Consider the following 13,669-nt stretch of genomic DNA (forward strand, 5'->3'; position numbering starts at 1 on the left):
TGTCCAGAATCGGTCATAGTAAGTCAAATTATGTTTGGAATATCAGTGTGCACCATTTCTGAATTTGTGAACAGTCCTAGTAGTTGAGCGATTAGACAGCCTTGTTTTCTACATTCTACAAAATTGTTAGCCGAAGCGTGATTGCCTGTGTGGTGCTGGGTGTCGTCGCTGTTGTCATTCTGATTGCGGCTTTGTCTCGTGGGCCGGTTTCCCTGACATTTATGGGGCCTTATCTGGATCAGATCATGAAGGATCAGTATCCGGAATTGGCTGTTGAATTTGCTGATCTGGATATGAACTGGGACGGCCGCGACAAAAACCTTGTCTTTGGCGTGAAAAACGTATCCGTTCGCGAAGGCTTGGAAACCGTCGCTTTCATCCCGGCGGTGACTGTCACCTTCAGTGGTGATGCTCTGCTGAAAGGGCGATTGGCGCCTTCCGGGCTTGAATTTACAGGCCTCAAGATTGTGCTCAACCGGAACTCGGATGGCCAGGTTCAGTTGGGGTATAGCTATAATCAGGACTCAGACCAAAAAAAGGCTGAAAATGTTCTCTCGGCGACCGATCCGCATCTCATTCATGAGCTTCTTCGGCAAATGGGTGAAAAACAGGCCAGCTCAGATCTGACCGCCTATCTGGAGCGGATGGAGATTTATCAGTTTGGCTTGTTTGTCGCGGATGAGCGGATCAATAAAACCTGGCGGGTTACTTCTGCCGATTTGGTGGTCTGGAAAAACGAAACCGGGTTGCAGGGCCGCCTTCAAGGGGATGCCCATTTTGGGGATGATACTATTCGCCTCGTATTCGACGCGGCTTATAATAGTTCAACCCGGCAAACGGTCATGCAGACAAGTATTCAGGATCTGCCCCTTCCATTGCTCGCGCGGGAAATTCCAGATCTGAAACAGCTCCGTGGGATTACACTGCCTGTTAGCGGCAATATTGATGTCTCGATAGATAGCGAATTCCAGCCTCAAAAAGTCAGCTTTAACCTGCAGGCACATGAGGGGCAGGTTGATCTTCCGGACCTCTACAAAAAACCACTCTACATTAATTCAGTAGAGGTTCAGGGATATACAGAAGCTCCTTTTGATGGCGTTAATCTGAATAAAGTTAAAGTGGTCAGCCCCGGACCGGATATCCAAATGACAGGTGCCTTTCGCCAAACCGAAGAAGGTTTTGGCATGTCCATCGAAGGGACAATGCCTGAGGTTCTTGTCAAGGATCTAGCAGATTACTGGCCCTATTCGACTGCCGTTGATGCCTATAATTGGGTGACCCGAAAAATCAGTAAGGGGGCAGCACGAAACGTGACATTTCGTGTTGATTTGCCTGTTGGCGCTATCGAAACCGGTCAAATCCCGAAAGATGCGATCGAACTCGCCTTTGATATCGATGGCGCATCAGCCGATTACTTCGCACCTCTCCCGAAGGTTGAAAATATCACGGGCAAGGCTGTGCTGACGGAGAAGCAAATCCATATCTTTGATCTTGCCGGTGAGGTCTATGGGCTTGCAGTGCCAACAGCCGATGTCTTGATTTATGATTTCGATAAAGAGGATCAAATCGCCGATATTACGCTGACTGTGTCAGGTGAAAGTCGGAAGATTTTTGAATTTCTTGATCATGCGCCGCTGGGTCTGGCCAAACCCTATGGCATCGTTGCATCAAACATGACAGGTTCTGGCAAGGTAGACGCCCAGTTTGTCTTTCCTCTGCTGGATGACCTTCAGCTCAGCCAGGTTGATTATGAAGCCAATGGCGCCTTTGAGAACGCCTTCATCCCGAATGTCTATGAGGATCTGGATCTGGCGAATGGTAATTTGGCGGTTCTGGTGACCCCGGCAAATCTGCAAGTGAAGGGGAATGCGACTATCAACGGAAATGCAACGGATGTTTCGTTTCAATCCTGGTTCACAGGTCAAAAGAAAGGGGATCGCCGGTACGAGGTTATCGCCAAACTGGATGACGAGGCCCGTCGAGAACTCAAACTTCTGGATACAGAATATCTGAAAGGCCCGGTCGGTGCGTCATTGGCCGTTGATGTTCACGAAAATGGAAATTCTGATGGAGTTGTGACCCTCAACCTGTTGGAGGCAGAACTCAGCGTCCCAGAGATCAAGCTTCTAAAGCCCGTTGGCGTGCGGGGGTTGTTTGGAACTCAGTTTCAGCATCTGAAGAGTGGCTTTACGGAGTTGAGCAATATTCGTCTTAATTCAGAGCAGATCGATTTAGTGGGACAGGCAACTCTTGATCCGACAGGTCTTCGAGACTTCAAATCCAGTAGATTCCGCTTTGATCAGAACGAGGTTACTCTTGAGATCAAACGGGTTGCTGAAAACCAGTATGATGTCCGACTGGGAGGCGAGCGAATAGATCTTCGCCCCCATATTCTGGAAGAACAAAAACCTCTGACCGAAGAAGAATTGACGGCAAAAACTGACGAGCCTTTAGAAGTTGGCCCCACCGTTCATGCCAGTTTTGCGTTTAAAGAGGCCCTTCTGGATGAAGGGATTGTGACCACGGATTTGAACGGTGCCTTGATATTTTCTGGTGGGTTAATTCAAAAAGCCGATATTTCCTCAAAGCTCGAAGGGAAAAGCGATATTCGCTATATCATTGCACCGCGTCCTCAAGGTGGGCGCCGGGCAGACTTTTGGGCCGATGATGCCGGATATCTTCTGAAGGCGCTGGATATCTATGACAACGCACAAGGCGGTAAGTTACAACTTGCGGCCAACCTGACCAATCACAGGCAAGCTCCAGAAATGAAGGGGCAGGTGAAGATCGAAAATATGAAGATCTACAAAGCGCCGGTCCTGGGCAAGATCCTGACCATCGGCTCGTTGACGGGAATTGTGGAGTTGCTGCAAAACGATGGGATGACCTTCGCTACGATTGAAGGGCCTTTTACATTTCGCAACGGTTTGCTGGAAACGGAAGATTTCCGTGCTGTGGGGGCGATCGGTCTGACCTATACGGGGCAAATTGATATGAATAAGGATGTAACGAATGGGTTCGGCACAGTCATCCCTTCATATACGCTGAACTCCATACTCGGCAATATTCCCATACTGGGTCGACTGCTCGTTGGACGCGAAGGTGAGGGAATCTTCGGTTTTTCCTATAAAATTAGTGGATCTAATGAGGAGCCGGATATTGCCGTAAATCCAGTGTCAGCTCTGGCACCTGGCATCTTGAGACGGATGTTTTTTGAACCTTGGGGGGATCCAAAAGACGGCGATGTCAGCATTGATGCCGGCAAACCAATTAATGGAAATAATACAGAAAACCGCCCCTGAGATCAGGAGCGGTTTCTCAATTTTCTGTTTAAGAAATGCAGTTTACACTGGAATGATCAGGTGATGACGTTTCTTGCCAGCAGAGAGCTTGATCCGGCCTTCACTGTCCAAATCGCTCAAGCTCAAGACTTGCTTCTCATCCTCAATTTTCTCATCATTCAGGCGGGCGCCGCCCCCCTTGATCAGCTTGCGAGCCTCTGAGCTTGATTGGGACAGACCCACTTTATTGAACAGGGCAAAGGCTGGAATGCCAGCTTCCAGATCTGCTTTGGGAACCTCAGTTGTTGGAAGACTGTCCGCTGTCTGACCCATTTCAAATGTTTTCCGGGCTGTTTCCGCAGCCAGAGACGCAGCTTCCTCGCCATGTGCCAGCTTGGTACATTCATTGGCAAGGATCTTCTTCGCTTCGTTCAGTTCCGCACCTTCAAGCTTTTCAAGCTTTGAGATCTCTTCCAGAGGAAGCTCGGTAAAGAGCTTCAGGAAACGTCCCACATCCGCATCTTCTGTATTCCGCCAGAATTGCCAGTAGTCGTAAGGCGACAGCATATCTTCATTGAGCCAGATGGCACCAGCTGCGGTCTTACCCATCTTGGCACCGGACGAAGTGGTCAGAAGCGGTGTTGTCAGACCAAAAAGGCTGAAGTCATTTGTGCGGCGACCAAGCTCGGTTCCGTTGACAATATTGCCCCATTGATCAGAGCCACCGATTTGCAGGCTGCAGTCATAGCGCTTTTTCAGTTCCACGAAATCGTAGGCCTGCAGGATCATGTAGTTGAACTCTAGAAAGCTCAGGGATTGTTCCCGTTCCAGACGCAGTTTCACGCTATCGAAAGTGAGCATGCGATTGATGGAGAAATGCCGCCCGTAATCACGCAGGAAACTGATGTAGCCCAGTTCACTTAACCAGTCGTCATTGTTGACCATGATCGCGTCGGTCGGCCCATCGCCAAAGGTCAGGAACTTTTCAAACACCTTTTTGATGCCATCCATGTTTTCCTGAATGATTTGGTCGGTAATAACCGGCCGGCTTTCATCCTTACCAGAAGGATCACCAACTTTCGTGGTGCCTCCTCCCATAAGGACAATAGGGCGATGTCCAGCTTGTTGCAGACGGCGAAGGATCATGATCTGCATAAGAGATCCGACATGGAGACTGCGGGCCGTACAGTCAAAGCCAATATACGCTGTGACCGGCTTTTTGGCGAAAGCGGCATCCAATTCGTCAATATTGGTACATTGATGCATGTATCCTCGTTCGACGAAGGTTTTCATAAAGTCAGAGCGTAATTCGGTCATTTGTTCTATACTGTGTAAAAGGTTGAAATTATAGGAAACAGTCCTGTAGCACATTCCGGCAGAGTTTTAAAAGGCTGGAATAGTACTGGCTGCTATGCAGGAAGAGGGAACAGGGAAGAATGGAACCGGTTTGGGCAATTGGCTTGATGAGTGGGACCTCTATGGATGGAGTGGATGCAGCACTTATCCGAACCGATGGGGTACGGGTTCTGGAGCATGGGGACTCCATTTCTTTCAGCTATGATCCTGCGTTTCGGGATCGCTTTCGCCAGTATCTGGGTCATCGGGATGCGCCTGCCGAAATTGTGGATGAATTTACCGATCTGAATGCTGAGGCCGCGCGGCAGCTGTTAAGGATTTCCGGGATTGCTGCACAAGATGTGCGTGTTGTGGGCTTTCATGGGCAGACCCTGTTTCATGATGCGCCAGCAGGGATCACAATCCAGGTTGGAAACGGCGATCGTCTGGCAGAATTGCTGCAACTCGATGTTGTCAGTGATTTTCGCACAAACGATGTGGCCGCTGGCGGGCAGGGAGCTCCTTTTGCACCCCTATATCATCAGGCCCTGTCACAGGATCTGGAAATGCCGCTTGTGGTTTTGAACTTGGGCGGGGTTGCAAATGTAACCTATCTGGATGGGGATCAAATTCTTGCATTTGATACGGGTCCGGCAAGCGCTCTTCTGGACGACTGGATGAATGAGAAAACCGGATTGCCTTATGATCGGGAAGGAGCTTTTTCTCGGGGCGGACAAGTGGATGAGCTGGCTTTGCGAAAACTTCTCGATCACCCTTATTTTGCAAAAACACCACCTAAAAGTCTGGATAGGGATGATTTTTCAAAAGATGCCATGGCACATTTAAGTGCGGCCGATGGCGCTGCGACTTTGAGTGCTTTTACCATTTGCAGTATTGCCAAGGCGCTTGATCATATGCCCAAAACACCTCTTCGCTGGTTGGTCACAGGCGGTGGCCGTCACAACAGTTTTTTCATGGAGAAAATCTCCGAAATGGTCGGGGTGCAGTTGGAGCCCGTTGAAGCCGTCGGTTGGAAAGGGGATGAATTGGAAGCCGAGGCTTTCGCTTTTCTGGCGGTGCGCAGCCTTTATGGGATGCCGTTGAGTTTGCCCGGAACAACCGGTGTCTCAAAACCAATGACAGGCGGCGTGACCCACAAATACCGCGCGGCATAGAGAGAAATTATGACTGCGGCTTTTCAGGCCTCTTTGTCTGCTGTTGAGCGAATAGCTTGTGCCAGCATTGAGCCGCTATAGGGCTTTGGCAGAATGTTGTTTTTCAGATCTTCAATGCGGCTGTCATGAATATTGCCCAGCAACTCATCCATTTTTGAATAGCCACTGGTTAGCTGGATTTTTAAGTCTGGCCGAAGTTCAAGTGCTTTTATGGCCAGTTGAAAACCGTTGAGTTCACCGGGCATGACCACATCACTGAACATAATTTCAATTTCCGGAAAGTCTTCCAGAGAGAACAGCGCGCTGGAGCCGTCGAAAGCGGTATAGACAGTATACCCAAGGTTTTCCAGTTTCTGACGGGCCAGATTGACAAGGCTGGGTTCATCATCCACCACCAGGATCGTCTCGCTACCCTTTGGCATGATGGCGGAAGTTTCACCTCGCTGGTGAGCACGAAGAGGGGACTGATTGACCCGCGGTAGATACAGGGAAAAAAGGCAACCTTCTCCTGGTTTTGAATCAACCGAAATATGTCCGTTGGAGCGCTGGATAAACCCGAAAATCATGCTCAGGCCAAGACCTGTCCCGCGCCCTTTTTCTTTCGTCGTGAAAAATGGCTCGAAAATGCGATCGCGCACATCTTCGGGCAGCCCACAGCCTGTATCCCGGATACGGATCGCGACATAATCCCCAGGCTCAACCGTTTCATGAAAGCGAGTATAGGTCTCATCAAGCGACACATTCTCAGTCATGATGCTGAGATGGCCACCGTCTGGCATGGCGTCATGGGCGTTGAGCGACAGATTGATAATCGCATCTTCCAGATCGCCGGGATCCACGTCCACAGGCCATAGATCCTCGTCCAGCAGCGTTTCCAGCTGAATGGCTGAAGTTACTGACTTGGCAATCAGATCCTTCATTGACGAGATGACGTCATTTGCGTTGATAACCTCACGGCCTGACGCTTGCTTGCTAGAAAAGCTAAGTAGTTTGCGGGTAATTTTGGCGCCCCGGTGGGCACCATGAATAGCCGATGCCAACAATCCCTGCAGCGGGTCATTTTTGTCTACCCGCTCCTGCATTAATTCAAGGTTTCCTTGAATTATGCCTAGCAAGTTATTGAAATCATGAGCTATTCCGCCAGATAGCTGGCCGATCGCTTCCAGTTTTTGGCTGTGTTGCTGGTTCTTGTTGATCTGCTTGCGTTCCGTGATGTCCACGCCTGAGAAAAACAACAGGTTCTTTCCATCAACTTCAAGCACTTCAGCGTTTAGGATGAAATCCCGTTTTGATCCGTCTCTGACGATTGACTGGGTTTCATAGTCTCTAAGCCGGCCTGTCTTCTCTATGTCGGAAATGATCTTCTGACGATATGTTGGATCTTCGCCCCAGATGTTCAGCTCATCCGCTGTCTTTCCAATGGCCTCGTCTCTGCTGATCCCACGGGTATGCACCCAGGCATCATTGACATCCAGAAAGCGTCCGGTTTCTAAATCTGAGATGGAGGCAAGTTGCGCGCTGGAATAAAATGCTGCGTCATACAGCTTCTCGATAGTTTCCAGCTTTTTTTGGTAGTGATTTAGCTCTTCCTGCGTTTTCTGAAGTTCTGATTTGAGGCGCTCAATCTCTGCTTTTTGGCAGTCGTTGGAGTGAGGCTCTTTTCGCGTGTGCAGGTTCACTTTGGCAACTATTCTTTGCAACTTTTACAAGTGTAAATTTCCAAGTGGGGAAATCTAGTCAGTAGGGGTAAATCTTCTCTTAACAATCCAGATAAACCTGCGGCCGAAGCCCCAGGCTTTCTGGATTGCAGAGATTCAGATTTTAGATTACTCGGCTGGAGAAGGGGCCAGGCGCATGTTTAGGTAATCATCGACCGCTTCCATCAAGTCCGGAATAGTTTCCTGGAAGAAATGGTCAGCTTTGGCGATTTCAGTATGATGGATGGTAATTCCTTTCTGGGCCTGCAGTTTTTCCACAAGCTTCAGAACATCCTTGTACGGCACCTGAGCATCTTTAAGGCCATTGATAATAATGCCAGAAGACGGGCAGGGCGCGAGGAATGAAAAATCATACATATTTGCGGGCGGCGCAGCAGAAATGAAGCCTTCAATCTCTGGACGGCGCATCAACAGCTGCATGCCAATCCAGGCACCAAAGGAAAAACCAGCCACCCACACAGAGGATGCGTTGGGATTGTTGGTTTGCATCCAGTCAAGGGCTGCTGCGGCATCGGAAAGTTCTCCAATGCCCTGATCAAAATCACCTTGGCTACGACCGACACCCCGGAAATTGAACCGGAGCACGGAGAACCCCCGCTGCTTGAAATTGGTAAACAGGTTGAACACCACTTTATTGTTCATTGTGCCACCGAACTGCGGATGGGGGTGCAGGATCAAGGCAAGTGGGGCATTGGCTTCAGTGGAATGATGATAGCGGCCTTCTAGGCGGCCTTCAGGTCCATTAAAAATTACGTCAGGCATCTAAGTCCAGGTTCCTAATCGTCTCACATGTTAAAAGCACAGCTTTCTACTTTATCACATCAAGAGTGTGATATGGATCAACAAAGCCTTAATTATCATAATGTTAAATGGGGCAATTGCTTGACAGCCAAGGGATTGCCTTTATATCTCACATTATGAGGGCGCATTGCATCCGTGCATGCTTTTAGTTATAAAGGCCGCACAATACAGAAGGAATGGGCAAATGTTCAAGCAGATTAGCGAAGATATTGCCGCGGTCATTGAAAGAGATCCGGCTGCTCGCTCTAAATTAGAGGTCGCACTCCTCTATCCGAGCTTCCATGCAATCCTGTTTCACCGCATTGCTCATGCTTGTTACAAACGGGGCTGGCGCTTGCTTGCGCGCTTTATTTCCCAAACTAGCCGCTTTCTAACCGGTATCGAAATTCACCCTGGCGCGAAGATTGGTAAAAAGCTTTTCATCGACCATGGAATGGGGGTTGTGATCGGGGAGACGGCTGAAATTGGTGACAATGTAACCCTTTATCACGATGTTACGCTGGGCGGTGTCGCCCCTTCCATCGATTCTGATTCTCAGCGGGACGTCAAACGGCACCCCACTTTGGAAGATAATGTGATCGTCGGTTCCGGCGCTCAAGTACTGGGTCCAATTACTGTTGGACGCTGTGCCCGGGTTGGTGCGAACTCTGTCGTCGTTAAGGCTGTACCTGAACGAGTTACTGTTGTGGGCAGCCCGGCACGTGCTGTCGCAGGCTCTTCCCGTCCATCTGAAGAGCGCTTTGCAGCTTACGGTATTGGTGGGGACGAACTGCCCGATCCGGTCTTTAAGGTTTTGGACGGCTTGCTTGACAAGGTTCAGTCTTTGTCCATGCGGGTGGAAGAACTTGAGCATGAACTGGAAAACGCGCGGCCGTCCTCAGTTTTGATTTCATCTGAGGAAATTGAGATCGAAACGACTGCCAAAAAGACCTCAAAGGCTGACAGCGACTACTGATCCGCTCCCTTTCTATTCCGGCAGGTTTGAATTGAAGACTTGCCGGAACTTTCATCAGCACATATTTTGCCTGTATGAATTCAGGCATTTATCTCGACTATAACGCAACAGCACCAATCCGCCCCGAGGTCATTTCTCTGGTCACGAAGGTTATGGCGGAAGGGGGAAACCCGTCCTCAGTCCACGCCCGTGGCCGAAAGGCTCGCGCTCGTGTGGAAACTGCGCGCCGTCAACTGGCGTCATTGGTGGATTGTAAGCCTCAGGAAATTATCTTCACTTCCGGCGGAACAGAAGCAAACAATATGGTTTTTGCCGGATTTCCAGATCGTCAGATTTTTGTCAGTGCTGGCGAACATGACAGCGTGCTGGCGCCGGGAACCGTTGCCGGTGCGGTCCAGATTCCTCTGACGAGCTGCGGTACACTCGATCTTGGCGCGTTGGAAGATCTGCTTAAATCAGCAGATGGCCCTCCGCTGGTCTCTGTCATGATGGCCAACAATGAAACAGGAGTGCTGCAACCGATCCCAGAGATAGCGGCACTTGTGCATGAGCATGGCGGCTTCTTGCACACGGATGCTATTCAGGCACTTGGTAAAATACCGGTCAGCTTTACAGAGGCTGGTGTGGATCTAATGACCGTTTCCAGTCATAAAATCGGCGGTCCGCAAGGGCAGGGCGCTCTTATTTTGCGTGAAGGCTTGCCCATCAAGGCGCGTCAAATTGGTGGTGGGCAGGAACTGGGCCGTCGCAGCGGGACTGAAAATGTCGCCGGGATCGCTGGTTTTGGTCTTGCTGCAGAACTGGCATTGAATGACCTTGAGGGGGCAAGCGAAATAGCTGCGCTCAGGGACCGACTGGAAAGCCGTCTTCTTGAATATTGCCCTGAAATCAATATCTACGGAAAAGGCACTGATCGGCTGCCGAACACCAGTTGTCTCTCGATGCCTGGGGTCGGCAGTGAACTTCAGGTGATGAATTTCGATCTCGCCGGAATCGCTGTCAGCGCGGGCTCTGCCTGTTCCAGCGGCAAGGTGAAGGCTAGTCATGTTCTGACCGCCATGGGGGCGGATGAGGACGCCGCTGGCGAAGCGATCCGGATCAGTCTTGGCAGGTCAACATCGCCTGAGGAGATTGATAAATTCATCGAAGTCTGGCAAAAGCTTTATAAGAAAAAGTCACCGCGCTCGGCCGCCTGATTGCATTTTGAAAATAAGAACCAAGGGTAGTACCATCTATGTCAAAATTGACTTTTGTGAAACCGAACGGAGATCGGATTGAGGTCGAGGCGCCCATTGGCAGAACATTGCTGGATATTGCCCAACAGAACGGTCTTGAACTGGAAGGTGCCTGTGAAGGAAGTCTTGCCTGTTCCACCTGCCATTTGATCATTGATGAAGACGATTTTGATCGCTTGCCTGACGCTTCCGATGATGAGGAGGACATGCTGGATCTTGCCTATGGGTTGACCCCAACCTCCCGGCTTGGATGTCAGATCATCATGACCGAGGAATTGGACGGCATGGTGGTTTCCTTGCCGAGCAGTTTTAACAACCAACTTTTTTAAGCGATGCCGGCATGACCCTTTTTGAGAAGCTGAAAGCGGCCAACAAGGATGTTTGGCACGCCTACACCCATCATGAGTTTGTAAATGGCCTACAGGATGGGACCTTGGATCAAAAGGCATTTCAATACTATCTCATTCAGGATTATCTCTTTCTCATTCATTTTGCACGGGCCTATGCCCTGGCTGCTTATAAAGCGGATAATCTGGAGGATATGAAGGCCGCCGCCGCGACAGTGACAGCTTTGACGGAAACTGAGATGAAGCTCCATGTCAGTTATTGCGCCGAGTGGGGCATTACCGAAAGTGACATGCAGGCCGCTGACGAAGATCCTGCCAATATGGCCTATACTCGTTATGTGCTGGAAAAAGGGCATGCGGGGGATGTTCTGGATCTTTATGTGGCGCTTGCCCCGTGTGTGATCGGTTATGGGGAAATCGGCGCAAGACTGATTTCAGACCCGGCGACAAAAACAGAAGATAATCCTTACCTTCCCTGGATGGAAATGTATGGCGGGGAAGAGTATCAGCCGGTCATGAGCGGTGCACTTGCTCAGCTGGAGACGCTTGCCGAAAAACGCTTTACCGAGGCCCGCTTCGACGATCTTTCCAAGACCTTCGGCGCAGCAACCCGGCTGGAAGTTGATTTTTGGCAAATGGGTCTAAACGCAGTTTAGAGATTTAAGACGGGTACTCGTCAATTTCCCAAAGGATATTCGGAACCTTGGTTGCGCTTGTATGGGTCACCAGGGTTTTTGCGTCCGGTGACCAGAAATGCAGCAAGATATCGGCCGGTTCGTCCACTGTTCCTAGTCTCCCTTGCTCGGAGAGATCTAACAAAACCTTGTGAGAGGTAGACGCGCAGATTTGCGACGGAACACCATAAAACTCGCTTGAAATATTGCGATGCAGGTGGCCACAGAAAATCCGCTTGATTTGCGGGTGGCGAGCAACAACTTCACCAAATTTCTCAGCATCTCTCAGACCCATTGCATCCATCGCCCGGATCCCGGTTTCAAACGGGGGGTGATGCATGAAGATCAGGGTCGGGGTGTCCGGATGCTCTGAAAGCTCTTTTTCCAGCCAGGCAAGCCGTTCTTCACAGAGCGTTCCATAGGGCTGACGATGGACGTTTGTGTCCAGCATGAGGGAGCGCAAGCCCTCTTGTTCAATCGCATATTGGATAAACCCTTCTTTTGGCAGGTAGTCTTCTGTGCCAAAAGTCTGGCGAAGGGTCTCCCGGCAGTCATGGTTCCCGATGCCGAGGTAAACAGGTACTTTTGAGCTTTCCAGAACTTTTTTCAGTTCCGCATACTCATCGACGCCGCCTTCATTCACCAAGTCTCCGGTCAGCATAATAAAGTCAGGTCTGGGAACAAGATTATTGACGCGATCAACGGCCAACTGCAGTTTGTCGATCGTTTTGTACAGGTCGTGGAACTCTGTTCCTCGAACGACCACATGGGGGTCGCTGAGCTGCGCAATAATCATACTTTTCACTTCCCTTCACGGAGTAGTTTTAACATATCCCTTTTTCGCACAAACTTGCGCCTTGGGCTATCTTCATCCGCACGTTTCTCTTCTTCTTCCTTGATTTTCTGCCAGTCGGAAAAAGACACCGTCTCAATTCCATTTTCCTGGCAGTATTGATCTAGCCCGCGAGCCCCGGCTTTCGCAGGATCTCCACCGTCACAATGATCTTCAGCGATCTTTTCCACCACTTTTTGGCTATCAAGCCGATTGGTGCCGATCGTACCGGAGGGGCCACGTTTCGCCCAGCCAACAACATAGAGGTGATCCTCCACTTTGCCATCCACATTGCGCACAATCCCGTTTTCAACGGGCAGGCCGCCCACATTGGTGAGTTCATAGCCGATGCAGGTGACCAGTAGATCACACGGATAGTCAACAAATTCACCGGTTCCAACGGCCTTGTTGCCCTCAATGCGGTTCTTTTCAAACCGGACAGCTTCGATCGTTTCCTCTCCTAGTATGTGGGTGGGGGAGAGGCAGAAATCAAGGGATAGCAAGCGTTTGTGGGGATCTGGCTTGTTGGCCGCATAATCGCGCAAGAGTTCCAGATTGTTGTTCGCAACCTTGGTGGTTTTGGGATCATCAGTCTCATAGTGATCGGGAATAATTGACCCATCTGTTGTGGTAACAGCGGTTGTCAGATCCTTGAACTCACTGAGCTCCTTGGTAGAGAATTGCGCGTGTTCGGGACCCCGCCGTCCAATAACCCGCACATGTTCAACAGGACTTCTGAAGATATGATCGCCAGCATGATCCACAAGGTCACTATCCCGCATTTCATCTTCGGTGCTCAGAAGAACCCGTGCAACATCCAACGCTACATTCCCGTTTCCAATGACGATGGCATTCTTGACTTCCAGATGGGGGACCGCATCCCTGTATTCAGGGTGGCCATTGTACCAATACACAAAGACTTGCGCGCCAAACACGCCCGCTTTGTCTTCTCCTGGGATGCCAAGCTCCCGGTCTTTGGGTGTCCCAATGGCGAGAATTACCACATCGTAGAGGCTTTTCAGGGTTTCAAGAGAGATATCATCACCGAAACTGATATTACCGACAAACCGAACATTCTCGTTTTCCATGATTTTGTCATAGGCGCGCGAGACGTTTTTTGTCGTTTGATGATCGGGGGCAACGCCGGTACGGATCAATCCGTAGGGGGTTGCCAATTTTTCGAGAATATCAATCTCGCAGCCCGGGCAGCTGGAATTAAAGGCCCCCGCTGTATACATTCCAGCGGGGCCGGACCCAATGATCGCGACTTTTAAAGGACCTCCCATTTCCTTATCCCCTTATGCTCAACCTATTTA

The 13,669-nt window shown here is 50.1% G+C and carries 11 protein-coding genes; 6 read left to right on the plus strand and 5 right to left on the minus strand.

Annotated elements, in window-relative coordinates:
* Positions 1-101 precede the first annotated feature (101 nt).
* Positions 102-3,302 (plus strand): YhdP family protein, encoded by a 3,201-nt coding sequence (locus HH301_RS10065; protein ID WP_169568773.1) that lies wholly within the window; start codon positions 102-104, stop codon positions 3,300-3,302.
* Between the two features lie 42 nt (positions 3,303-3,344).
* Here the strand turns inward: HH301_RS10065 and tyrS are convergent, their stop codons facing one another.
* Positions 3,345-4,598, minus strand: coding sequence for a tyrosine--tRNA ligase (tyrS, locus tag HH301_RS10070; RefSeq protein WP_169568774.1), 1,254 nt, complete (start codon positions 4,596-4,598; stop codon positions 3,345-3,347).
* A 119-nt stretch (positions 4,599-4,717) separates the two neighbouring features.
* Between tyrS and HH301_RS10075 the strand changes: the two genes are divergently transcribed.
* Positions 4,718-5,791: an anhydro-N-acetylmuramic acid kinase gene (locus tag HH301_RS10075; RefSeq protein WP_169568775.1), complete on the plus strand. Its 1,074-nt coding sequence runs from the start codon at positions 4,718-4,720 to the stop codon at positions 5,789-5,791.
* 23 nt (positions 5,792-5,814) lie between these two features.
* On the opposite strand, the gene HH301_RS10080 is transcribed toward HH301_RS10075, so the two are convergent.
* Together HH301_RS10080 and HH301_RS10085 are read right to left on the minus strand one after the other, a co-directional pair.
* A complete protein-coding gene (locus HH301_RS10080) occupies positions 5,815-7,470 on the minus strand; it encodes an ATP-binding protein (protein ID WP_169568776.1) in 1,656 nt (551 codons plus the stop codon).
* A 147-nt stretch (positions 7,471-7,617) separates the two neighbouring features.
* The gene (locus HH301_RS10085; protein WP_169568777.1) at positions 7,618-8,271 is read right to left on the minus strand and encodes an alpha/beta hydrolase; all 654 of its coding nucleotides are present in this window, start codon (positions 8,269-8,271) and stop codon (positions 7,618-7,620) included.
* Between the two features lie 178 nt (positions 8,272-8,449).
* Here HH301_RS10085 and epsC point away from each other — a divergent pair, with 178 nt between their 5' ends.
* The 4 genes from epsC to tenA all read left to right on the plus strand — a co-directional run bounded on the left by epsC (position 8,450) and on the right by tenA (position 11,503).
* Positions 8,450-9,265 (plus strand): serine O-acetyltransferase EpsC, encoded by an 816-nt coding sequence (epsC, locus tag HH301_RS10090; RefSeq protein WP_169568778.1) that lies wholly within the window; start codon positions 8,450-8,452, stop codon positions 9,263-9,265.
* 74 nt (positions 9,266-9,339) lie between these two features.
* On the plus strand, positions 9,340-10,461 hold the full coding sequence (locus HH301_RS10095) for a cysteine desulfurase family protein (protein ID WP_169568779.1): 1,122 nt from the start codon (positions 9,340-9,342) through the stop codon (positions 10,459-10,461).
* Positions 10,462-10,499: 38 nt separating this feature from the next.
* The gene (locus HH301_RS10100) at positions 10,500-10,829 is read left to right on the plus strand and encodes a ferredoxin family 2Fe-2S iron-sulfur cluster binding protein (protein ID WP_169568780.1); all 330 of its coding nucleotides are present in this window, start codon (positions 10,500-10,502) and stop codon (positions 10,827-10,829) included.
* 11 nt (positions 10,830-10,840) lie between these two features.
* On the plus strand, positions 10,841-11,503 hold the full coding sequence (gene tenA, locus HH301_RS10105) for a thiaminase II (protein WP_169568781.1): 663 nt from the start codon (positions 10,841-10,843) through the stop codon (positions 11,501-11,503).
* Between the two features lie 4 nt (positions 11,504-11,507).
* Here the strand turns inward: tenA and HH301_RS10110 are convergent, their stop codons facing one another.
* Both HH301_RS10110 and HH301_RS10115 read right to left on the minus strand, forming a co-directional pair.
* Positions 11,508-12,317, minus strand: coding sequence for a phosphodiesterase (locus HH301_RS10110; protein WP_169568782.1), 810 nt, complete (start codon positions 12,315-12,317; stop codon positions 11,508-11,510).
* 5 nt (positions 12,318-12,322) lie between these two features.
* Complete coding sequence (locus HH301_RS10115; RefSeq protein ID WP_169568783.1) at positions 12,323-13,639, minus strand: FAD-dependent oxidoreductase; 1,317 nt, start codon at positions 13,637-13,639, stop codon at positions 12,323-12,325.
* Positions 13,640-13,669 lie beyond the last annotated feature (30 nt).

This window comes from Sneathiella limimaris, from assembly GCF_012932565.1.
Lineage (GTDB): Bacteria > Pseudomonadota > Alphaproteobacteria > Sneathiellales > Sneathiellaceae > Sneathiella > Sneathiella limimaris.